A 22,905-nucleotide genomic window follows, 5' to 3' on the forward strand; every position below is an offset into this window, starting at 1 on the left:
GACGCGGGACGTCGCGGGCGCACATGGTCCGTGGGTGAGACGTCCCGGGGACGTCCGTCAGTTCCGCGCCTCGGCGATGAGCACCTGCTGGAGGGCCTCGAACTCCTCGACGCACTTGCCCGACCCGAGCGCGACGCAGTCGAGCGGGTCGTCGGCGATGACGATCGGCATCCCCGTCTCGTGGCGCAGCCGCTCGTCGAGCCCGTGCAGCAGGGCGCCGCCGCCGGTGAGGACGATGCCGCGGTCCATGATGTCGCCGGAGAGCTCCGGCGGGGTGCGGTCGAGGGTGGTCTTGACGGCGTCGACGATCGCGTTGACCGGCTCGTCGATGGCGCGGCGGATCTCCTCGGCCGTGACGACGACGGTGCGCGGCAGGCCGGTGACCAGGTCGCGGCCGCGGATCTCGGCGTGCGGCTCGTCGGGGCTCGGGAAGGCCGAGCCGATGGCCATCTTGATCTCCTCGGCGGTGCGCTCGCCGAGCATCAGCGAGTACTCCTTCTTCACGTAGTTGATGATCGAGCTGTCGAGCTCGTCACCGCCCACGCGGATCGACAGGCTGGTCACGATGCCGCCGAGGGAGATCACGGCGACCTCGGTGGTGCCGCCGCCGATGTCCACCACCATGTTGCCGGTGGGCTCGTGGACCGGGAGCCCGGCGCCGATCGCGGCGGCCATGGGCTCCTCGATGATGTAGACCTTGCGGGCGCCGGCGGCGTAGCCGGCGTCCTTCACCGCGCGCTGCTCGACGCCGGTGATGCCGGAGGGCACGCAGACCACCAGGCGGGGCTTGGCGAGGTGGCGGCGCTTGTGCACCTTCTGGATGAAGTAGCGCAGCATGCGCTCGGTGGTGTCGAAGTCGGCGATGACGCCGTCCTTGAGCGGCCGGATGGCGATGATGTTGCCCGGCGTGCGGCCGATCATCTTCTTCGCCTCGGCGCCGACGGCGAGGATCCCGCCCGTGTTGTTGTTGATCGCGACGACGCTCGGCTCGTTCAGCACGATCCCGCGGCCGCGCACGTAGACGAGCGTGTTGGCGGTGCCGAGGTCGACGGCCATGTCTCGGCCGATGAACGACATGTTGTTGGCCATGGGGCGGGGGCGCCTTCCGGTGGTGAGACGTGCGGACGGCCCGGCGGCGCGTCGCTGCAGCCGCGGGAACCCGCCCATGGTACGCGGCCCGGAGGGGTGCCCGTCCACGTCGCGCCGGACCCCGGACGTCCCAGGGACGTCGAGGATCCGGCCCGGTCGGCGCCCGTGCGGGCGCCCCGGCGGCTCAGCCCAGGCCGGGGAAGAACAGCGAGATCTCGCGCGCGGCCGACTCCGGGGAGTCCGAGCCGTGCGAGACGTTCTCGCTCATCACCGTGGCCAGGTCGCCGCGGATGGTGCCGGGCGCGGCCTTGGCCGGGTCCGTGGCGCCCATCATCGTGCGCCACGAGGCGATGGCGTCCCGGCCCTCGATGACCGCGGCGACCAGCGGCCCGGACGTGATGAAGTCCACGAGGTCGGCGAAGAACGGCTTCTCCCGGTGCTCGCCGTAGTGCTCCTCGGCCGTCGCCCGGTCGAGGGTGCGCAGCTCGAGGGCCACGAGGCGGAAGCCCTTGCGCTCGATGCGTCCCAGCACCTCCCCGACCAGGCCGCGGCTCACGCCGTCGGGCTTGACGAGGACCAGGGTGCGCTCGGACACGGCTGTTGCTCCTGAGGTTCGGGACGGTGCGCGGCAGGCGCAGGGACCGGGCACGTCCGCCCGGGGCGCCGTGATCCTAGCCGTCGGTCCCCGGTGCCCCCGCGCCCGACGGCCCCGCCCCGTCGGCGGCCGCCCGGGCCCGGTTCGCCGCCGCCGCACGGTCGGCCTTCGCGCCGAAGACCAGCGCGGTGACCCACACGCCGAGGAACAGCAGCCCGACGACGGCGAGGGCCGGCAGCACCAGGCCGGCGAGGATCACGACGAGCTGCAGCACCGAGCCGATCGCCACGCCGGCGGGCCGGCGGGCTGCTCCCGCGGCGAGCAGGAGCAGCAGGGCGAGGGCGCCGAGCGCCCATCCCGCGGCCGCCCCGCGGCCGCCCGCGGTGAGCGCCACCGGCACGGACAGGGCGACGACGACCGCCTCGAGCGCCAGCACCGCCGGCGGCAGGACCTTCACCCTCAGGCCTCCGCCCGGCCCAGCAGCGCCCGGGCCTCGGCCGCGGTCACCACGGAGCCGGTCACCAGCACGCCCGTGCCGCCGAGGTCCGCGGCCGCGGCGTCCGCGAGCGCCACCGCCCGCTCGATCGCGTCGGACAGGCGCGGGGCCGAGCTCACGCGGTCGGCGCCGAACACCTCGGTGGCCAGCGCCTCGAGATCGGCCACGCCCAGCGCCCGGGGCGAGGAGCTGCGCGAGACCACCACGTGCGCCAGCACCGGCTCGAGCGCCTCGAGCAGCCCGCGGGCGTCCTTGTCGGCCAGGACGGCGACCACGCCCACCAGCTCGGTGAAGTCGAAGGAGTCCGACACCGCCGCCGCGAGGGCGGCGGCGCCGTGCGGGTTGTGGGCGGCGTCCACGACGACGGTGGGCGACCGGCGCACGACCTCGAGCCGGCCCGGGGACTCCACGGCGGCGAAGCCGGCGCGCACGAGGTCCGCGTTGAGCGGCTCGCCGCCGCCGCCGAGGAACGCCTCCACCGCGGCGATCGCGGCCGCGGCGTTGGCCGCCTGGTGCGCGCCGAACAGCGGCAGGAAGACCTCGTCGTAGCGCCCGGCCGGGCCCTGGAGGCTCAGCAGCTGGCCGCCCACCGCCGGCGTGCGGTCGACGACGCCGAACTCGACGCCCTCGCGGGCGACCGTGGCGCCCTGCTCCAGCGCGCGGCGCAGCAGCACCTCGGCCGCCTCCGGCTCCTGCGCGGACAGCACCACCATCGCGCCGGGCTTGATGATCCCGGCCTTCTCCCCCGCGATGGCGGCCAGGTCCGACCCCAGGTAGTCCATGTGGTCGTAGGAGACCGGCGTGATCACCGCGACCGTGCCGTCGGCCACGTTCGTGGCGTCCCAGGTGCCGCCCATGCCGGTCTCGACGACGGCGACGTCCACCGGGGCGTCGGCGAAGGTGGCGTAGGCCAGGACGGTCATCACCTCGAAGAACGACAGCGCCGGGCCGCCCTCCGCGGTGCTGCGCGCGTCGACGAGGTCCACGTAGGGGCGCACGTCGTCGTGCACGCGCACGAAGCGCTCGATGTCCACGGCCTCGCCGTCGATCCGGATGCGCTCCCGGACGCTGTGCAGGTGCGGGCTGGTGAACAGGCCGGTGCGCAGCCCGAACGAGCGCAGCAGCGACTCCACCATGCGGGCCGCCGACGTCTTGCCGTTGGTGCCGGCCAGGTGGATCACCGGCATGGCCGCCTGCGGCTCGCCCAGCAGGTCGGTGACCGCCCGGACCCGCTCGAGGGTGGGCTCGATCCGCGACTCCGGCCAGCGGGCGGTGAGCTCGCGCTCGAGGTGGAGGTAGCGGGTCAGGAGGCTCTCGGCCTCCTCCTCGCCGAGCGGGGGCGCCTCGCCGGCGTCGTCCGCGTCGTCGTGCCGGTCGTAGGCCGGGCCGAGCCCGTCGTCGGCGTCGTCGTCGGCGTACAGCGGGTCGCGGTGCTCGGCCAGGGGGGCGAGCAGGTCCTCGAGGGGGGCCTCGACGTCGTCGTCCTCACGACGGTCGAACATCGCCTCGCCGTACTCGAGCCCCGTGCGACCGGGCCCGTCGTCGTCGGCGAGGTCCTCGTCGCGGTCGCGCTCGTCGTCGGGATCCACGAGGCGCGATCCTACGCGGGCGGCCGGGCGGCCCGGCCCCGCGCGACCGGCCCTGGAACGGGTTCGGGGCGCACGCCGGCTGTCCCTAGGATTGGGCGCATGAGCACCCTGGCGCCCAGCACGCGCGTTCCCGAGAAGCCGACCGTCGACGGCATCGAGGACCGCTGGGCGCAGGTATGGGAGGAGCAGGGCACCTTCCGCTTCGACCGGTCCAGGACCCGCGAGCAGATCTACGCCATCGACACCCCTCCGCCGACCGTGAGCGGGTCCCTGCACGTCGGGCACGTGTTCTCCTACACGCACACCGACTGCATCGCTCGCTACCAGCGGATGCGCGGGCTCGAGGTCTTCTACCCGATGGGCTGGGACGACAACGGCCTGCCCACCGAGCGCCGGGTGCAGAACTACTTCGGCGTGCGCTGCGACCCGTCGCTCCCCTACGACCCGGGCTTCGAGCCGCCGGCCAAGCCGGACCCGAAGAACCAGGTGGCCATCGCCCGTCGCAACTTCGTCGAGCTGTGCGAGCGGCTCACGGTCGAGGACGAGAAGGCCTTCGAGGCGCTGTGGCGCAAGCTCGGCCTCTCGGTGGACTGGACCCAGAACTACCAGACGATCGACGCGCGCTCGCGCGCCGCGTCGCAGCGCGCGTTCCTGCGCAACCTGGCCCGCGGCGAGGCTTACCAGGCCGAGGCGCCGACGCTCTGGGACGTGACCTTCCGCACCGCGGTGGCCCAGGCTGAGCTCGAGGACCGTCCGCGCGAGGGCACCTACTACCGCATCGGCTTCCCGGCGCCGGACGGCTCGCGCGTGCACATCGAGACGACCCGCCCGGAGCTGCTCGCGGCGTGCGTCGCGCTGGTGGCCCACCCCGACGACGAGCGCTACCAGCCGCTGTTCGGCTCCACCGTGCGCACCCCGCTGTTCGACGTCGAGGTGCCGGTGCTGGCGCACCGCCTGGCCGATCCCGAGAAGGGCTCGGGCATCGCGATGATCTGCACGTTCGGCGACACCACGGACGTCACGTGGTGGCGCGAGCTCCAGCTGCCCACGCGCCCGATCATCGGGTGGGACGGCCGCGTGCTCCCCGAGACGCCGGACTGGCTCGCCACCGAGCTCGGTCGGGAGACCTACGCCGCCATCGCCGGCGCCACGCCGTTCACCGCCAAGGAGCGCATGGTGGCGGCGCTGACCGAGGCCGGCTACGTGGACGGCGAGCCGCGCCCCACGGTGCAGCAGGTGAAGTTCTACGAGAAGGGCGAGCGCCCGCTCGAGATCGTCACCACGCGGCAGTGGTACATCCGCAACGGCGGCCGCGACGCGGACCTGCGTCAGCGCCTCGTCGAGCGCGGCGCCGAGCTCCAGTGGCACCCGTCGTACATGCAGGCCCGCTACACCTCGTGGGTGGAGGGCCTCAACGGCGACTGGCTCATCTCGCGCCAGCGCTTCTTCGGCGTGCCCGTGCCGGTCTGGTACCGCCTCGACGCCAGCGGGACGCCGGAGTACGACGACCCGCTGCTGCCGCAGGAGTCGCAGCTGCCGATCGACCCCAGCAGCGACGTGCCGGAGGGCTACACCGAGGACCAGCGCGGCGTGCCCGGCGGCTTCATGGGCGACCCCGACATCATGGACACCTGGGCCACGTCGTCCCTGTCCCCGCAGATCGCCGGCGGCTGGGAGACCGACGAGGACCTCTGGAAGCGCCTGTGGCCCTTCGACCTCCGCCCTCAGGCGCACGAGATCATCCGCACCTGGCTGTTCTCGTCGGTGGTGCGCGCCCACCTCGAGGACGACGTCCTGCCGTGGAAGCACGCCGCGATCAGCGGCTGGATCATTGACAACGGCGACGGCAAGAAGATGAGCAAGTCCAAGGGGAACGTGATCACCCCGACCGGCCTGCTCGACCAGTACGGCGCGGACGCGGTGCGGTACTGGGCGGCCTCCGGGCGACCGGGCACGGACACCGCCTACGACGAGGGGCAGATGAAGGTCGGCCGCCGGCTGGCCATCAAGCTGCTCAACGCGAGCCGCTTCGTGCTGGCGCAGAGCTCCACCGTGCCCGCGGACCTGTCCGTCGTCACCGAGCCGCTCGACCTCGCGATGCTCGCGGCGCTCGCCCAGGTGGTCGACGACGCGACCGCGGCCTTCGACGACTACAACTACGCCCGCGCGCTCGAGCTGACCGAGGCCTTCTTCTGGGCCTTCTGCGACGACTACCTCGAGCTGGTGAAGGACCGCGCCTACGGCACCCGCGGCCCCGAGGCCGCGGAGTCCGCGCGCGCCACTCTGGCGGTGTCGCTCTCGGTGCTGCTGCGCCTGTTCGCCCCCGTGCTCCCGTTCGTGACCGAGGAGGTCTGGAGCTGGTGGCAGGAGGGCAGCGTGCACCGCGCGGCCTGGCCGACCCGCGACGAGCTCGAGGCGCAGGGCGGCGACCCGGACCTCGTCGCCGACGTCGCCGTGGTGCTCTCGGCGCTGCGCAAGGCCAAGAGCGAGGCGAAGGTGTCGATGAGGACGCCGATCGCCGCCGCCGTGGTGTCCGGTGCGGCCGTGGCGGTGGCCCGCACCCGGGCCGCGGCCGACGACCTCGCGGCCGCCGGCGTCGTGGCGGAGCTGTCGTTCCTCGAGTCCGACGACGGCCCGCTCGCCGTGGCGGTCACCCTGGCCGCGGCGGACGGCTGACCGCCCGCCGGCGCGCTCAAGTGCGTGTCCGGCCGGGTCGATCCCTCGTAGGAGGCGGAGCGGCGTCCGGTGCTGCCCGCGGAGCAGCGAGGTGATCGGCGTGGGCCGCAGGCACGAGGTGCACGAGTACGTGGAGGCGTCGCAGAGCGCGGCCACGATCCTGCCCGGGGTCCCGCTCCCGGACTGGACCGGACTCGGCACCACCGAGCCCGAGCCCGACCCGGAGCCCGACCCCCGACCGCACCCGGCGCCCGAACCGGCCGCGGTCCTCGTCGGGGCCGGCGCCGTCTCCGTGATGGAGCAGCAGAGCGCCCAGTTCGAGGCCCCCACGGCACCCCCCACGGCCTACGCCGCCCCGCCGTCGCCGGCACCCGTCGCACCGGTCGCGCCGGCGCCGGTCGGCGCCCCCTCCGCCGCGGCCCCCGCCCCGCTGGCCTGGCCGGCCCCCGGCCCCGCCGCGCCCGGCGTCCTCGACGCACCGGTGCCGGCGCTGGCCCCGCTCGAGGGGCCGGCTCCCGTGCTCGCCCCCGTCGCCAACCCCGCGCCCGTCGCAGCCGCCACCGACCAGCCGGTGGCCGTGCCGGCCCCGCCGGTCGCCGCCCCCGTCCTCGCCGCGCCGCCCGCGGCCCCGTCAGCGGCGGCCGAGCCCGCCCCCGTGCCGCAGGCCGCCGACCCGGGGCAGACGGAGGACGTCGTGCCGGGCGAGGCGGCCGGGCCGGACGCCGGGGCGCCGGAGCGCTCGCGGCGCACCCTCGTGCTCCTCGTGGCGCTCGGTGCCGTCGCGGTGCTCGCCGCGGTGGCCGCCTTCGTCTACCCCGGGCTGCTCACCGGGTCCGCCGAGCCGGCCCCCGTGGCCCCCCGCTCGCAGCCCGCGCAGCCGGCGGCCCCGCAGGCCGCGCCGCTCGCTGCCCCCGCGAGCGTCGCGGGCCTGGCGCGGCTCACCGGGGCGCCGGCGACGGTGCTGCAGACGACGGCGGCGTCGACCACGCTCACCGGGCTCGGCACGCCGGTGTCGGCCGTCTACGGGGCCAAGGGCGTCCCCGGCGCCACCGTCATCGCGTGGCCCGCCACGGTGACCGCCCCGGCGGCGGTCATCGACTCGGCGTTCGCCGGCTTCGCCACGGCGTCCGGCCACCCGGTGACCGACCTCGCCGTGGTGCCCACGACGGGCGGGCTCGCCGGTCAGATGAGCTGCGGCACCGCGACGGTGTCGGCGGCGCCGGCCACCGTGTGCTTCTGGGCCGACGGCACGTCGTTCGGCGCCGTGACGGTGCTGCACCCGGCGTCGGCCAAGGACGGCGCCCTCACCGCCGTGGCGATCCGGCAGGGCGTCGAGAACGGATCCTGACGCCGCCCGCGCGCGCGGGTCAGGCGCTCTTCTCGCGACGCTCGCGCCGCGAGGGGGCCGCGTCGCGCGGCACCAGGGTGGGGAGCACGTTGTCGAGGACCACCTCGGCCGTGATGACCACGCGCGCCACGTCGTCGCGGCTGGGCACGTCGTACATCACGGAGAGCAGGACCTCCTCCATGATCGCCCGCAGCCCGCGGGCGCCCGTGCCGCGCAGGATGGCCTGGTCGGCCACGGCCTCGAGCGCGTCCGGCGTGAACTCGAGCTCGACACTGTCGAGCTCGAAGAGCCGCTGGTACTGGCGCACGAGGGCGTTGCGCGGCTCGGTGAGCACCTTCACGAGCGCGTCGCGGTCGAGCGCCGTGACCGAGGTGAACACGGGCAGGCGGCCGATGAACTCGGGGATCATGCCGAACTTGAGCATGTCCTCGGGCATCACGCGGCTGAACACGTTGCCCGGGTTGGTGTCGCTGTTGTCCATCGAGGCGGTGAAGCCGAGGGCCTTGCGGCCGATGCGCTGCTCGATGATCTTGTCGAGCCCGGCGAAGGCGCCGCCCACGATGAACAGCACGTTGGTGGTGTCGATCTGGATGAACTCCTGGTGCGGGTGCTTGCGCCCGCCCTGCGGCGGCACCGACGCGGTGGCGCCCTCGAGGATCTTCAGCAGCGCCTGCTGCACGCCCTCGCCGGAGACGTCGCGCGTGATCGACGGGTTCTCGCTCTTGCGGGCGACCTTGTCGATCTCGTCGATGTAGATGATCCCGGTCTCGGCCTTCTTGACGTCGTAGTCGGCCGCCTGGATCAGCTTGAGCAGGATGTTCTCGACGTCCTCGCCGACGTAGCCGGCCTCGGTGAGCGCGGTCGCGTCGGCGATGGCGAACGGCACGTTGAGCATGCGCGCGAGCGTCTGGGCCAGCAGCGTCTTGCCCGAGCCGGTGGGACCGAGCAGCAGGATGTTGGACTTGGCGAGCTCGACCGCCTCGTCGCCGCGACCGCTGCCCCCCGCCTGCACCCGCTTGTAGTGGTTGTAGACGGCGACCGAGAGCGCCTTCTTCGCGGCGTCCTGCCCGATGACGTACTTGTCGAGGAAGTCGTAGATCTCGCGCGGCTTGGGCAGCTCGTCGAACTGCAGGTCGCTGGACTCGCTGAGCTCTTCCTCGATGATCTCGTTGCACAGGTCGATGCACTCGTCGCAGATGTAGACCCCGGGGCCCGCGATGAGCTTCTTGACCTGCTTCTGGCTCTTGCCGCAGAACGAGCACTTGAGCAGGTCGCCGCCGTCTCCCACTCGCGCCACGTGGTCGTCCTCTCGTCGGCATGCCGTGCGGCATGGCGGCCGTCGGCCGCGCCTGCTCGCGACCGTGCGTCTAGACGGTACCCCGCAGCGGCCGCGGAAGGGCGCGCAGTGACACGCCGGGTCCTGACGTTACGCCGACAGCGCAACGCCGGCCCCGCGTGCTGCGGGACCGGCGTCGTGCCTGGTCAGACGTGGTTCAGGGCCGGTCGCGACGATCCTTGACCGAGCCTTTACCCCTCTGCCGGACCGGTCAGTCGTGGCGCTCCGCGCCGCTCGCCTCGACCTCGTCGTGCAGGTGCTCGCGCACCCCGCGGTCGGGCCGTGCCAGCACGAAGTACAGGCCGCCGACGAGCGTGATCACGGCCATGACGACCAGCGTGATCCAGTCGAGGTTGAAGTACGCCCTCGGGCTGGCGAGCCCGCTCGGGAGCACGACGTTGAGCAGCATGAGGCCGAGGTACGCCGCACCGATGATGGCCACCGGCCAGCCCCAGCGGCCGAGCCGGAAGTGCCCCTCCGGGATCCACCCGCGCGCCCTCGCCACGATCGCCGCGATCACGGTGAGGAAGAAGGACAGGTAGATGCCGCTGACGCCGAAGGACACGAGCGCGACCAGTCCGTTGACGTTGGCGGGGTAGGTGATGAAGCCGATGCTCACGTCCTCGGTCGGGGACGGGAACACGAGCAGCACGAACAGGAACGAGACGATCGCGCCGGCGACCAGCGCGTTGGTGGGGGTGCCGCACCGCGGGTGCACCCGGGACAGCCAGCGCGACCCGGGGATCGCGCGGTCGCGCGCGTAGGAGAACGCGAGCCGGCTGCCCGCGCCCTGCACCGACGAGCCGCAGGAGAAGAAGGCGATGATGATGACCACGAGCAGCAGGTCCTGCACCCAGGCCGGGAGCTCGGAGAGGACGAACGGCACACCGCCCTCGACGGTCTGCGACACGGAGTCCGCGCCCTCGGGCATCGCGAGCAGCAGCGCTGCGGTGAGGACGAGGGCCGCGATGCCGCCCCAGATCAGCGCGAGACGCATGGCGCGCGGCACCTGGCGACCCGCGTCCACGGTCTCCTCGGCGATGTCCCCCGCGGACTCGAACCCGTAGAAGATGTAGACGGGTGCGAGCACCGCGATGAGTCCCGCGGCCAGCCAGCTGCCGCCGAAGTCCAGGCCCAGCGGGTTCGTCGCCGCGTCCTGCACTCCCTGCGTGGTGAACAGCCAGTCGAACCCGTGGTGGAAGCCGCTGATCGCGAGGATCACCGCGATGCCCAGCGTGCCGATGACCTCGACGTAGACGCCGAGGCGGGCGATGAGCCCCATGACCGTGGCGCCCGTGATGTTGAGCGTGGTCTGGATGGCGAGCAGCGCGGTGGTGATGAGCAGGATCGTGAGGTGGTCCGTGGGGTCGATGCTCGTCCCGAACCAGTTGTTGACGAGGCTGGCGACGTAGGGCACGACGCCGGTGTCGACCGCGGCCACGGTCACGAGCAGCGCGACCCCGTAGAACCAGCCCACGAACCAGCCGTACTTCGGCCCGACGGAGAACTTGGAGTACTGGTACAGCGCGCCCGCCACGGGGTAGTGGCTGGCGAGCTCGCCGAACACGAGCGCTACGAACAGCATCCCGATCATCGGGATGAGGGTCAGCCAGATGTACGCCGGCCCGCCCGTGCCCAGACCGAGCACGAAGAGCGAGTAGATGCCCACCATGGGCGACAGGTAGGTGAACGCGACGCTGAAGTTCGAGAAGAACCCCAGCACGCGGTTCAGCTGCGGCGTGTAGCCCAGGCTTCGCAGACGCGCGTCCTCGTCCAGGAACGCGTCCGGGACCCCGGTGGTGTCCTCGGTCATGTCGACCTCGACTCTCGCGGGCGACGGCCCATCCGTCGCCTGACGGCGCGATGGTCCTCCTGCCGGGGCGGAAGTCGAGGACGTTCCCGGCGTGTCGCGCCGACGTCCCGGGACGCACGAAGGCCCGCCCGGTACGGGCGGGCCTTCGTGACTGCGTGTCAGGAGGCGGTGGCGGACGCCTTGCGCGACGGGATCACCGAGTCGACGATCCCGTACTCCACCGCGTCGGTGGCCGCGAGGATCTTGTCGCGCTCGATGTCCTTCTGGATCTGGTCCACGTCGCGGCCGGTGTGGCGGGCGAGGATCTGCTCCATCTCGGTGCGCATGCGCAGCAGCTCGTTGGCCTGGATCTCGATGTCGCTGCCCTGGCCGCCGCCCTCGGTGTAGGGCTGGTGGATCAGCACGCGCGCGTGCGGCAGGGCGTAGCGCTTGCCCGGCGTGCCGGAGGCCAGCAGCACGGCAGCTGCCGACGCCGCCTGCCCGAGGCACACGGTGGTGATGTCGGGCTTGACGAACTGCATGGTGTCGTAGATCGCCGTCATGGCGGTGTAGCTGCCGCCGGGCGAGTTGATGTAGATGCTGATGTCGCGGTCCGGGTCCATGGACTCGAGGCAGAGCAGCTGCGCCATCACGTCGTCGGCGCTCGCGTCGTCGATCTGGACGCCGAGGAAGATGATGCGCTCCTCGAACAGCTTCGAGTACGGGTCCCAGGTCTTGGTGCCCTGGGTGGTGCGCTCGGTGAACTGGGGCAGCACGTAGCGCGCGGACGGCGCGGACCAGCCGGCCGTGATGCCGCTGCGCGGGGTCAGGATCTCGTTCATGGGGTACGCCGTCTCCTCGTCAGGCCGTGCCGCCGCCGCCGGTGACGCCCTGGGCGGACGTCACGACGTGGTCGACGATTCCGTAGTCCTTGGCCTCCTCGGCGGAGAACCACTTCTCCCACTCGGAGTCCTCGACGATGCGCTCGACGGGCTGTCCGGTGTGCTGGGCGATGAGCTCGGCCATCTGCTTCTTGATGATGAGCATCTGCTCGGCCTGCTTCTGCACGAGCGACTGGACGCCGCCGAGGCCGCCGAGCGGCTGGTGCATCATGACGCGCGCGTGCTTGAGCGCGTAGCGCTTGCCGGAGGCGCCCGCAGTGAGCAGGAACTGCCCCATCGAGGCGCACATCCCGAGGCCGAGCGTCGCGACATCGTTCGGGACGAACTGCATCGTGTCGTAGATGGCCATGCCCGCCGAGACGCTGCCGCCCGGCGAGTTCACGTAGAGGAAGATGTCCTTCTCCGGGTCCTCCGCGGAGAGCAGCAGGAGCTGGCGGACGATCTCGTTGGCCATCTCGTCGCGGACCTCGCCCTCGAGGAAGATGATCCGCTCGCGCAGCAGCCGCTCCTTGATCGAGTCGGTGTAGCCGGTCACTCCGGCGCCGGGCCCTCGATCGGTCCAGGTACCGCTCACGGTGATCCTCCTGCAGTCCTCGTCGGCGTCGAGCCGGTGGTGGTCCTCCGGTCTCGCGGTCTCGACCCTAACCACAGAACACCCCCGTGCCATCCCGGGCACGGGGGTGTTCGCCGTAGGCGTGAAAGCCGTCCGCCGGCCCCGCACGGCGGGGCGCGGACGGACGCTGGGGTCACTCGTGGTCGTGGCCCTCGTGGTCGTGGTCGTGACCCTCGTGGTCGTGGCCGTCCTCGGCCACCGGGACCTCGTCGGCGTCGAGCGAGGAGAGGTCCACGACGGCCCCGGTCGTGTCCGTGACGCGCGCGTGCTCGAGCACGTGCGCGAGCGCCTTGGCGCGACGCACCTCGGCCACGGCAGCCGGGACCTGCCCGGAGCTGACGAGCTCCTGCGCGAACTGGTCGGGCGACATGCCGTAGCGCGGAGCCTGCTGCACCAGCCAGGACGACAGCTCGGCCTCCGACACCGACAGCTGCTCGGTCTCGGCGATGCGGTCGAGCACCAGCTGGCTCTTGAGCGAGTCGCGGGTCTGGGTCTCCACCTCGGTGCGGTGGGCGTCGTCGCCGTGGCCGTCGGCGAAGTGGTCCTCGACCTGCTGGGTGATGACGCCCTCAGGGAGCGCGATCTCGGTGGCGGCCAGCAGCGCCTCGGCCACCTTCTCCCGCGCGGCGTAGGCCTGCTCGAGCAGCTTCACCCGCCCGACGCGCTCGCGCAGGTCGGCACGCAGCTCGTCGATGGTGTCGAACTCGCTGGCCAGCTGGGCGAAGTCGTCGTCGGCCGTCGGCAGCACCCGCTCGCGGACGCCGCTCACCACGACGGTGACGGTGATGTCGCGGCCCTCGTACTCCCCCGTCTCCGGGGTGAAGGCGAAGGTGCGCGTCTCGCCCGCGGACACGCCCTCGAGCGCCTCGTCGAACCCCGGGAGCATGCCGTCGGTGCCGAGCTCGTAGGACAGGGCCTTGGCCTCGAGGTCCTCGACCGCCTCGCCGTCGGTCTCGCCGGAGATGTCGAAGAGCAGGACGTCGCCGGTGGTCGCCGCGCGCTCCACGGTGGTGAGGCTGCCGAAGCGGCTGCGCAGCGCGTCGAGCTGCGTGGCGACGTCGTCGTCGGTGACCTCGCTGGGGTCGACGACGACCTCGATCGAGTCGTACGACGGCAGCTCGAACTCCGGGACGACGTCCATCTCGGCGGTGAACTCGAGCGGCTTGGCGTCCTCGAACGCGGTGACGTCGACCTCGGGACGGCCGAGCAGCTTGATGTCGTTCTCGCGCAGCGCGGAGTCGAGGTTGAGGTTGATGGCGTCGTTGATCGCCTCGTCGAGCACCGCGGCCCGGCCGATGCGCTGGTCGATGATCCGGTTGGGGACCTTGCCCTTGCGGAAGCCCGGCACGGTGATCTGGTCGGCGATCCGCTTGTAGGCGGCGTCGAGTGCGGGCTTGAGCTCCTCGAACGGAACCTCGACGGTGAGCTTCACCCGGCTGGGCGACAGGGTCTCGACGGCGCTCTTCACGTGGATCGGTGCTCCTGGTTCGGCTGCCGGCTCAGCGGTGGGTGCTGGCCTGACGGGCGGGTGGGCGTGACCGCGGACGGTCACCGGCGCGTGGCCACCGACCGCGGGGTCGAGGGCCGAGGTCCGGGGTCGGAGGACCCCGATCCGGTCGGGGCGGGGAGACTCGAACTCCCGATCTCCTGCCCCCAAAGCAGGCGCGCTAGCCACTACGCTACGCCCCGCGGCGCCGCCGGAAGTCTAGTGGAACGGCGAGGGGCCGCCGACCGCGGAGCCGGGGCGCCGGCCCGCCTGTGGGATCATGTGCCGCGGCCCGCCAGGGGCCCCGCGGGTGTAGCTCAATGGCAGAGCCCCAGCCTTCCAAGCTGGCCATGCCGGTTCGATCCCGGTCACCCGCTCCACGCAAGAAGCGTTGCAGTCAAAGGAATCTTTGACGCAGGCGCGAGAACGGACTCACGATAAACGCGTCTCCTCTGTCCCTAGATGTCCGTAGCGCGGCATACTCGTCACAACGAGCGTTCCGAGGGCGTTGGGGGCCTCATGCCGCAACCGCGCAAGCCGAAGCCGACCCGTGACACCTGGGGGTCGATCACCGCGATGCCTGGCGGGGGCTGGAGATTGCGCTACCCGGGACCGGACGGGCGACGCAGATCGGGTGGTGTCTTCCGCACCAAGGCCGCCGCCGAGGAGGCCCGGGCAAAGCTACACACGGCCGTGGCCGGTGGCGTGTGGCGCCCGTCGGCCCCAGGGGATTCCCCCACGTTGGCGGTCTACGCCGACGCGTGGCTGGCGAGGGCCGCGCGTGACGCCCTGTTGAGCCCGCGGACCGTCGCGCTCTATCGACGCCAGCTCGATCGTCTCGTGCTCCCCGACGTGGGTGGGATCGAACTCGGCCGGGTTCCCGTCGGCCGGATCCGGCGCGAGACCGTCGCCAAGTGGGAGGCGGCCGCGGCAACCACGGCCCACTCCCACGCGAAGGCGCATCTCGAGCGCGCCAACGGGGCTGCGGACTCGCGCCGCCGGGGGCACCCGGCGCGGTCCTGGGCGCAGCGGCAGGGCCTCGACGTCCCGCAGACTGGGCGCCTCCCGGCCGACGTGCTGGCCGCATGGCACGACGCCGGACGTCCAGAACAGCCGAGCCGGGCCGGCGTGGCGCGGTCCACAGGCGACAGGCAGTTCGAGCAAGCAAGGACCGCCCTGTCGGCCGTGTGCACGGCGGCAGTCGAGGAGGGCTACCTCGCTGAGCACCCCGTGCGGATGCGCCCTGGGACGAAGGGGCGAGCCAGGTCGAGGTCGGCGTCGGGCGGGGCGGCAAGAACGAGCATCGACGTCGTCTCAGTGGAGGTGGTGTTCGCGCTCGCCAATGCCATGCCCGACCCGTACCGGGTCGCTGCGATTGTCACCACGTTCGCAGGGCTTCGCGGGGGCGAGACGTTCGCCCTCGCGCACCGCCATCTGCGATACGCCGAGCCCGGACGCGTCTCGCACATCCGCGTCGAGCGATCGCTGCTCGAGCTACCCGGTGAACCCATCGCCTTCGGGCCCACCAAGACCGGGGCCGGCCAACGAGAAATCGCGATCCCGGGGAGCATCGGCGAGCTGCTCGCCGCCCACGCCGCTTCCGGCTCCGGGGACGACCCCGACAGCCTGCTCTTCCACACCCAGGACGGGGCACCCATCGGGCGCTCGCGCCGCTCGGCCATCATCGTGGCAGCACGCACCCGAGCCGGACTCCCAGCAATCACCTGGCACACACTGCGCCACACCGGACTCACGCTCGCAGCATCCGTGCCCGGAGTCACCGTCCGAAACCTCATGGACCGAGGCGGACACTCCACCGCCCGAGCCGCCCTGATCTACCAGCACACCGCCGCCGCAGCCGACACCCAACTAGCAGTAGGCCTGGGCAGGCTGATAGACGACCGGGCCACTGTCGGACTGCGGACGTCCTGAGAGCCGATGAGCCTGGTACACCCGTTCGCAGTTGTAGAGCGCCACGCGTCAACGTCGGCAGACGGTGGCGTCAACATTCGCCTCGCTGCAGCAGGTCAGAGATCTCGGCAGCGGGAATCGAACTCGTCGGAACTGTCGGGAATCGGAGGATCGGGAAGCGAAGTCGGTATCGGAGCCCCCCCACCTCTATCCGCCACACCGTGCTTAGTGCGCTGAAAACGGAAGCCCGTCCCCGCGTCCACCCGTCACTGTGGTTGACGTTGATGACCATGACCTGCGCGGTACGTCAGGCATTCAGCAACTCATGCGCGAGTTCCGTCAACCGCGTCTCGTCACCGAACGCGACGACTTCCGCGTTGATCTCCGACAGGACTTGAAGTGACTCCTCCCGGACATCCCGCTGCTCGCCGGTATCCGCGCCCGACATGAGTACTGCCAGCCGTATGTCTCCGGGGACCTGGGACAGGGAGCCGTCAGAGTTCAGCAGCCGAGCAGGCTCGCTGCCGCGTAACCTCTCGATTGCGTAGGCCCATGCCTTCACTTGGGTACCGACGTCTGCGACCCCACCCACCAAGAACGACCAGCCGTGCGTGAGCAGAACTGCATGACCATTTGCTACCGCGAAGTCAAGACGGCTGCTGACGCTGGCGCCCACCAGCAGCTCGGAACCTTCTCGCAAGATCCCCGGAGGGACCTCGGACAAAGCCTCCCTCTGAGCGGCCTTCAGAGTGTTCCTTGTGAGCCAGCCCTCTGACGCTTCACGCCGTCGCGGTTCCTCGAGACGGAAGCGAAATGCCCGATCAAGCGCCTCCTCCAACGAGTCAGCCATAACTGAGGTTGGCTGGCTGAACTGGACCAAGTTGTTGTAGTCAGCGGAAAGGGCGCTAAGCCACGTGGGACCGAGCGGCGACTCCATGCCAGATTCCAGGGCTTCATCGTTCGCCGCTACCTGCTCGGTGAGCTCCGCGACCACACCCAGGCATGCACCGAGCGCGTTGGCGCCGGCGAACCTGGCCACTCGGCGCTGGTCCTTCAAGAGACGCAGTCCCCACTCGCCGCTGGTCGGACTGCCGGCAATGACACCTAGGTTCATGCGCTCGCCAGTTGAGGGGTTGGGGTAGCAACTGATCACCGAGTACTGATGTGGCCTCATGTTGCGACCCTCCTCACGGCATCAGACCCCGAAGGCGCACAGCCACATTGGCTGCGCGCTCGAACAGAAACCATCCAAGAGTGCCCAACTGCTCGTCGCTCACGGGCCAATCCGATGGAACCAAGTTCAAGATTGGGGCGATCTCCGATTCTGCTATCGAACCTAGCCTGTCCGCTAGGCGTTCCAGCTCGGCGGTGTCCAGCCCAACTGGATCTCCACACGACATACCTGGCTGATCGACGCTCGCGACCATGGCCTGGACGTCGAGTTGACCCGTGTTGCACGCGTACAAGCCGTGATCGTGGCTGAAGATCGAGTTGTCAGCGCTGGTGTCGTACAGGTACTGCGGATCACTCCCACGCGCGAGATCAGCGAGGGCGAAGATCCCCGCGTGCCTCCGCTTGTTGTCATCATCACCTCGATGATCCGGGACTGCCTTCTTCTCCACCACGGAGGAGAAGCTCACTGATGCGTGAGCAACTCCCGGCAGAACCGCACGACCGTTCCCAAGCTCCGGGAAGTCCATCCCCACGGGAATCCGCACTAGGTGGGGAGGCACGACCGCTACGCCGAGAAGCAGGCCCACTCGACCGACGACCTGCTCCAGCACCAACGACGCCCGCTGGCTGGGGTCCACTCCCTCCAGAGTCTTGATCCAATACTCCTGGTCGTCGTCGCACCCGACCTTGAACGCGCGGCTCATCGTGGGGGTCGGGCCTGCGATCACCGTGGTCGCGACTACAACTGGTGCGCCATCGGCGCGACTTACGTTGGCGATCCAATCCTCCCGGGTGAGCGGTGTCGCCCCGACGGCTGTAGCCCGGTCGACCTTAGATCCGCCCACCTCGCCAGTCGTCTCATGCGCGCTAGACGCCACGGTCTCACTCCTCTACGTTCCCAGGCTCCCGCCGGCCGCCGCTGATGTCCTAGTTCGAGAGCCAGAGCCAACTCACGTGGCGTCCTCCGTGCCGACGCTCTCGAACTCGAGGACGGGCAAGTCGGACATGATGCGGAGGCTTTCTAGGCTGATCGTAGTAACTCGAGCCAGGAGATCGAGGATGTAGCGCGGGTTACCGACCTCGCGTGACCACTCATTCGGGTCCTGGACGATGCCGAACGCCTTGTCCCTCTTGACTTGGTATCGCTCCATGACCCACGCGATCGCTGAACGTGAGCCCAACAGATAGTCCTGAGCCGTCAGAGGGATACCACTCACCGTGATGCGCGAGTTGTAGAGGATCACCGATCGGTCGATGTCCCTCCCCCGCTTGGGGTGACGCATCTTCTCGACGCGATACCAGTCGAAAGCAGCCGCCTCACCGACCGATGCTCCGGCTGACCCGCTCACCTCGAGAGGAAACGGTTCTGCCTGTTCGTAGTCTCCGTGAAGCTTGAGCAGCCGCTGGCCCGCGTTGACGAAGGCAACGAACTGATCCTTCGTGACCAGGGGGATGCGCGGCGCCACCTTCTTGAGGTCATCCGCGAACGTCTCCCGGTAACTCGGGGAGTGCAGAACGCCATACACATAGGCGAAGACCGCATCACCGTCAACCTGCGCTCCGTACAAGCTGCGGAAACGTGCCAGGCTGCTCTCGGCGATGTTGTCCAATCGGACGGCAGCGGCTATGCCGTCTTCGCTGAGATCGAAGCCGGCTTGAAGCCCGTCGCTGGGCGGCGCTGCCTCGTAGCGCCAACGAGGGAAGGCGGTTCCGGAGTTCATGAAGTGGAAGTTCGGAGGACGCCGCGTCATCAACACGCTAAACGGTTCGCTCGCACTGGTACCCATGACGACCATGGTTGGGTTTTCGCGTTCGCCCCCGGACATCGCGTCGGACCCAGCCCACCCGGGCCGTTCGATCAACTCCGGCGCAAGTAGGAGTCGCTGTGCGCAGAACGGTCGATAAGCCGCCGGGACCGTTGCTCGGGTGCCCGCGGGTATGGATGCACGGCGTTCGAGTCGCTTCAGAAGCCCAGCTGACCACGAGATTCGTGATGCGAAGCGTGCCGCGACCTCTTTGACTGCCTCCTCGATCGTGCGTCCGTCTCTGAGCGCTTCACCGACCTCGGCCACGGCCTCGTTAAACGCTTTCGTGGTCTCGCGTCCCAGTCGTTCAACCTCGCTAGAGCTGAACCCATAGACCCAAGCATCCCGGCTCGTAGAGATGCCCGGTCCGGAAGTCTTGAACACCCCTCTAGCACCTGCGGGGCCCTTCTCGGGCGCCAGCGACAGGAGCGACGCGTAGCTGGCCCCGCGCTGGTTGATCCAGTCTCCCGCAGCATTCGGCTCGATCTCGGCCCAGTCCATCTGCGAGATGTCCGAACGATCGACGATCGCAAGCTTCTGTTCCCGGCTCAGGTACTCACCGATGTCGAAATACCGAATGGTCGCTGGCCCGACGTGCTCGGGCCGCTTGACGAGCAACGTGATCGCGACTGAGCTTCTCGACCCGGAACCGAAGATCTTGCCACCTTCTCGCTTCGACATCTCGCCCACGGTGCGTTGGTTGCCGCGGAGGTTGAATACGTAGATGGAGGCGAACTCTCCCGCAAGCGACAAGCGCAGACCGTCAGTCGATCGGGCATCGAGGAAGCCGCCGTTGGTTACGAATCCGACGATCCCGGCAGACGCGATTCGATCTGAGGCCCAACGTATCCCGCGGATGTAGGAGTCGTACAAATTGCGCTTCAGGCCGGCTGACGATCGAGCGGCGTAAGTGCTCTCGATCGCCGCGTCAAGACTCTCGTACTTGAGGTTGGCGTTGTCGTCGTTCTGACTGGACTGACCGACTGACCACGGCGGATTGCCGACAATGACTCGTATGTCGAGGTCAAGTTGGCGCGCGGCACGCTCGTTGTTAGTCGGGAAGACCTGCGTGTCCAGCGTATCCCCCACCTCGGTCATCTGAAATGTGTCTGTGAGAACTATGCCCCCGAACGGCTCGTAGCTGGGTCCGGACTCATCTGGTTCTCCGAGCGCATGGTAAGTCGCTTCGATGTTGATGGCTGCGATGTAGTACGCGAGAAGCAGGATCTCGTTCGCGTGGATCTCTTTCGCGTACTTTCGGGCCACGTCGTGGGGCTGAATAATGCCGGACTCCAGCAGCCTGACGACGAATGTCCCGGTGCCCGTGAAAGGGTCCAACACGTGCACACCCGAGTCTGAGATCGACACGCCGAACTCAGACCTTAAGAGGTGCTCAACAGAGCGCAGGATGAAGTCGACCACTTCAACAGGCGTGTAGACAATTCCCAGGGAAGCTGCCGTACGCGGGAAGGCAATCTTGAAGAACTTCTCGTAGAGGTCGCTGATGATGCGCTGCTTGCCCTCAGCGTTGTCGATGCCCTCGGCTCGGATGCGCACAGACTGATAGAAGCGATCGAGGGTGTCGTTCTCGCGGTCCAGGTTGTGGGCGTCGAGGGCCTCGAGCATCGCCTGCATCACCTGGGAGACAGGGTTGTTCTCGGCGAAGGAGTGCCCCTCGAACAGGGCGTCGAAGACTGGCCGAGTAATGAGATGCTGCGCCAGCATATCGACGGCATCGTCCGGCGTAATCGACTCGTTGAGGTTTCCGCGCAGGCCCATCAGGAACTCATCGAACTTGGCCTGCACGCCCGTGGTCGGGTCGGCAAGGAGTGCGGCAATGCGCGTGCGATGGGCCTCTGCAATGGCGGCGATGTCCTGGGCCCAGTCCTCCCAATACCGACGGTCTCCAACCTTGGTGACGATCTTGGCGTAGATCGCGTCGCGCCACTCGTCGAGCCACTGGAGGTTGAGGACGCCCTGTACGGCTGTCGCGGTGGATGTCCCGTCGGAGTCGCCTGCTCCCCCTCCAACTCCGATGATCTGGATCCGGTCGTCGCGGGTTCGATTGAGCTCGATCTTGTTGACCATGGCGTTGAAGCGCTCGTCGTGGGCCCGAAGGGCCTGGAGAACCTCCCACACGACTTGGTACTTGGTGTTGTCCCTGAGGGCTTCCTCTGGTGTCATACCGGCGGGGATTCCGATCGGCAAGATGATGTAGCCATAGTGCTTCCCCGGGGCGCGGCGCATGACACGACCCACGGACTGAACGACGTCGACGACGGACTTGCGAGGGTTGAGGAACATGACAGAGTCGAGCGCCGGCACGTCGACACCCTCGGACAGGCATCGAGCATTGGACAGGATGCGGCAGGTCCCTGGCTCGGTCTCCGCCTTGAGCCAATCCAGGCGCTCGTTTCGGAGGAGGACGTTGTACGTGCCGTCTACATGCTCGACCTCGCACGCGAGCGGAGGCGCGTCAGCGACTTCCTCATCGCGCTCGTGGGCAGCGAGGTACTCCGCGGTCACCTCACGAAACATCTCAGCGAACTGCTTGGACTTGGCGATCGAACCGGCGAAGGCGACAGCGCGCGTCATCGGCGCGATGTCCTCGCCGAAGCCTGATTCCGCATGGCCGCGCTTGGCCAGCCCGTTCCAGCACCCGACGATCTTCGCGACGTCGTCGAGTCGGAGTTCGGAGTTCTCGTCTGCCAGTTGAATCTGAAAGGTCTTGGCGACCTCCTTCTCATCGACTGCAAGGACAAGGACTTTGTAGTCGGTAAGCAGCCCTCGGGTGACTGCCTCCCCGAATCCGAGGCGGTGGAGCTCGGGGCCGTAGAGGGTGTCGTCGTCCATCGAGGCAATGACCGCTTGTGCCTGGCCGGCCTTGGCCTTGGAGGTGTCGTCGTAGATACGCGGGGTGGCCGTCATGTAGAGACGTTTGGCCGCCTTGATGAAGTTGTTGTCGTGCACGCGTACGAAGGCGGACTCGTCCTCGCCGGCGAGGGTAGCCCCGGTGGTGCGGTGGGCCTCGTCGCAGATGATCAAGTCGAAGTCCTCGAGGCCACGAGCTTGGGCTGCCGCAACCACGCTGAGAGACTGGTAGGTGGAGAAGACGACCGTGAGCCTCCCCTCCCCGCCCTCGACGTTCGACAGGTGAGCGTGGAGTCTGTCCGGGTCTGTGGTGGAGGGCAGCGCGAGGTCGACGACCGAGATGTCCTCGTCTTCCTGCGCCCGAGTCCGCTTTCCGATCTTGGTGTCGGAGCAGACGGCGAACGGCCTCAGCTCGAGCTCAGCCTCCAGCGACCACTCGCGCAGGGACTGGGACAGCAACGAAATGGACGGGACCAGGAACAGCACCCTCCCTCCGACCCCGACGAGGTCCTCGGCGATCCGCAGCGATGTGAACGTCTTCCCCGTTCCGCAGGCCATGATGAGCTTCCCGCGGTCTGCTTCCCCCAGGCCAGCCCGGACATTCTCCAGCGCGACCTGCTGATGTGGGCGGAGCTGCTTGCGCTCCTTGAGCTCCATCACGTCGGGCGTGGACAGGTCGAACTGAGTCCAGTCGATCGAGGACTCGGCCAGGTCCATGAACCGCAGCCGCTGCACGGGTATCTGTTGGTTCTCGATGGCCGCTTCCGCGTTTCGGCCCCACCGATCGGTCGTGGTGACGATCAGTCGCTGCGCGAACGGGCGTTTCCCCGACTCGGACAGGAACGAGTCGATGTGCTCCTTGTAGATGGTCGAGGCAGGGTCATAGAACTTGCACTGGATCGCCACCGAGTCGCCAGATTCGCGCTCCACCGCGACCAGATCGACGCCAGTGTCGGGCCGGCCGCGACGATCTGGCCATTCCATCCACAACCAGACGTCCGAAAACCGTTCCGACCACTGCACGTCGGTCCGGAAGAACTCGAGCATTAGCCGCTCGAACTTGTCGCCCTTGTCACGCTCGTTGATGGCGCTCTCTGAATTTCCCCGGTTGTGCTCACCGAAATTCCCCACCTTGCGGCGTCGGTCACTGTAGTGGTTGACGGGTCCCGGTGGTGGTGCGGCGGAGTTGGTCGGCCCGTGCGTGGTGGTCGCGGAGGCGGTAG

Annotated in this window: 15 protein-coding genes and 2 tRNA genes; 4 read left to right on the forward strand and 13 right to left on the reverse strand. The window is 69.4% G+C overall.

Annotated features, from left to right (window positions below):
* Nucleotides 1–57: 57 nt before the first annotated feature.
* The 4 genes from GC157_14345 to GC157_14360 form a co-directional block, all read right to left on the reverse strand.
* Nucleotides 58–1,089, reverse strand: a complete 1,032-nt coding sequence (locus GC157_14345; GenBank protein ID MBI1378641.1) for an MreB/Mrl family cell shape determining protein — start codon at nucleotides 1,087–1,089, stop codon at nucleotides 58–60.
* 184 nt (nucleotides 1,090–1,273) lie between these two features.
* Nucleotides 1,274–1,684 (reverse strand): nucleoside-diphosphate kinase, encoded by a 411-nt coding sequence (locus GC157_14350; protein MBI1378642.1) that lies wholly within the window; start codon nucleotides 1,682–1,684, stop codon nucleotides 1,274–1,276.
* 76 nt (nucleotides 1,685–1,760) lie between these two features.
* Nucleotides 1,761–2,147 (reverse strand): DUF4233 domain-containing protein, encoded by a 387-nt coding sequence (locus tag GC157_14355; GenBank protein MBI1378643.1) that lies wholly within the window; start codon nucleotides 2,145–2,147, stop codon nucleotides 1,761–1,763.
* Nucleotides 2,144–3,682: a dihydrofolate synthase gene (locus GC157_14360; GenBank protein MBI1378644.1), complete on the reverse strand. Its 1,539-nt coding sequence runs from the start codon at nucleotides 3,680–3,682 to the stop codon at nucleotides 2,144–2,146. The genes GC157_14355 and GC157_14360 overlap by 4 nt, the downstream gene beginning before the upstream one ends.
* A gap of 186 nt (nucleotides 3,683–3,868) precedes the next feature.
* Here GC157_14360 and valS point away from each other — a divergent pair, with 186 nt between their 5' ends.
* Together valS and GC157_14370 are read left to right on the forward strand one after the other, a co-directional pair.
* On the forward strand, nucleotides 3,869–6,445 hold the full coding sequence (valS, locus tag GC157_14365) for a valine--tRNA ligase (protein ID MBI1378645.1): 2,577 nt from the start codon (nucleotides 3,869–3,871) through the stop codon (nucleotides 6,443–6,445).
* Between the two features lie 100 nt (nucleotides 6,446–6,545).
* On the forward strand, nucleotides 6,546–7,793 hold the full coding sequence (locus GC157_14370; GenBank protein ID MBI1378646.1) for a hypothetical protein: 1,248 nt from the start codon (nucleotides 6,546–6,548) through the stop codon (nucleotides 7,791–7,793).
* Between the two features lie 19 nt (nucleotides 7,794–7,812).
* Here the strand turns inward: GC157_14370 and clpX are convergent, their stop codons facing one another.
* From clpX to GC157_14400, 6 genes are all read right to left on the reverse strand, one after another.
* The gene (gene clpX / locus GC157_14375; protein ID MBI1378647.1) at nucleotides 7,813–9,090 is read right to left on the reverse strand and encodes an ATP-dependent Clp protease ATP-binding subunit ClpX; all 1,278 of its coding nucleotides are present in this window, start codon (nucleotides 9,088–9,090) and stop codon (nucleotides 7,813–7,815) included.
* A 250-nt stretch (nucleotides 9,091–9,340) separates the two neighbouring features.
* A complete protein-coding gene (locus tag GC157_14380; protein ID MBI1378648.1) occupies nucleotides 9,341–10,942 on the reverse strand; it encodes an amino acid permease in 1,602 nt (533 codons plus the stop codon).
* A gap of 158 nt (nucleotides 10,943–11,100) precedes the next feature.
* Nucleotides 11,101–11,763 (reverse strand): ATP-dependent Clp protease proteolytic subunit, encoded by a 663-nt coding sequence (locus GC157_14385; GenBank protein MBI1378649.1) that lies wholly within the window; start codon nucleotides 11,761–11,763, stop codon nucleotides 11,101–11,103.
* Nucleotides 11,764–11,782: 19 nt separating this feature from the next.
* Entirely contained in the window at nucleotides 11,783–12,490 is a 708-nt protein-coding gene (locus GC157_14390; protein MBI1378650.1) for an ATP-dependent Clp protease proteolytic subunit, read from the reverse strand.
* Nucleotides 12,491–12,569: 79 nt separating this feature from the next.
* Nucleotides 12,570–14,093, reverse strand: coding sequence for a trigger factor (locus GC157_14395; GenBank protein ID MBI1378651.1), 1,524 nt, complete (start codon nucleotides 14,091–14,093; stop codon nucleotides 12,570–12,572).
* A tRNA-Pro gene (locus GC157_14400) sits at nucleotides 14,053–14,125 on the reverse strand. Before GC157_14400 ends, GC157_14395 begins: the two co-directional genes overlap by 41 nt.
* A 103-nt stretch (nucleotides 14,126–14,228) precedes the next feature.
* On the opposite strand from GC157_14400, the gene GC157_14405 reads away from it, so the two are divergent.
* Nucleotides 14,229–14,302 (forward strand) — tRNA-Gly (locus GC157_14405).
* An 82-nt stretch (nucleotides 14,303–14,384) separates the two neighbouring features.
* Complete coding sequence (locus tag GC157_14410) at nucleotides 14,385–15,854, forward strand: tyrosine-type recombinase/integrase (protein MBI1378652.1); 1,470 nt, start codon at nucleotides 14,385–14,387, stop codon at nucleotides 15,852–15,854.
* A 286-nt stretch (nucleotides 15,855–16,140) separates the two neighbouring features.
* Here the strand turns inward: GC157_14410 and GC157_14415 are convergent, their stop codons facing one another.
* The 3 genes from GC157_14415 to GC157_14425 form a co-directional block, all read right to left on the reverse strand.
* Nucleotides 16,141–17,007, reverse strand: a complete 867-nt coding sequence (locus tag GC157_14415; protein MBI1378653.1) for a DUF3037 domain-containing protein — start codon at nucleotides 17,005–17,007, stop codon at nucleotides 16,141–16,143.
* Nucleotides 17,008–17,020: 13 nt separating this feature from the next.
* Entirely contained in the window at nucleotides 17,021–17,710 is a 690-nt protein-coding gene (locus tag GC157_14420) for a hypothetical protein (protein ID MBI1378654.1), read from the reverse strand.
* A gap of 246 nt (nucleotides 17,711–17,956) precedes the next feature.
* A complete protein-coding gene (locus GC157_14425; GenBank protein MBI1378655.1) occupies nucleotides 17,957–22,729 on the reverse strand; it encodes an N-6 DNA methylase in 4,773 nt (1,590 codons plus the stop codon).
* Nucleotides 22,730–22,905: the final 176 nt, after the last annotated feature.

It is taken from the genome of Frankiales bacterium (genome assembly GCA_016125335.1).
GTDB lineage: Bacteria > Actinomycetota > Actinomycetes > S36-B12 > CAIYMF01 > Longivirga.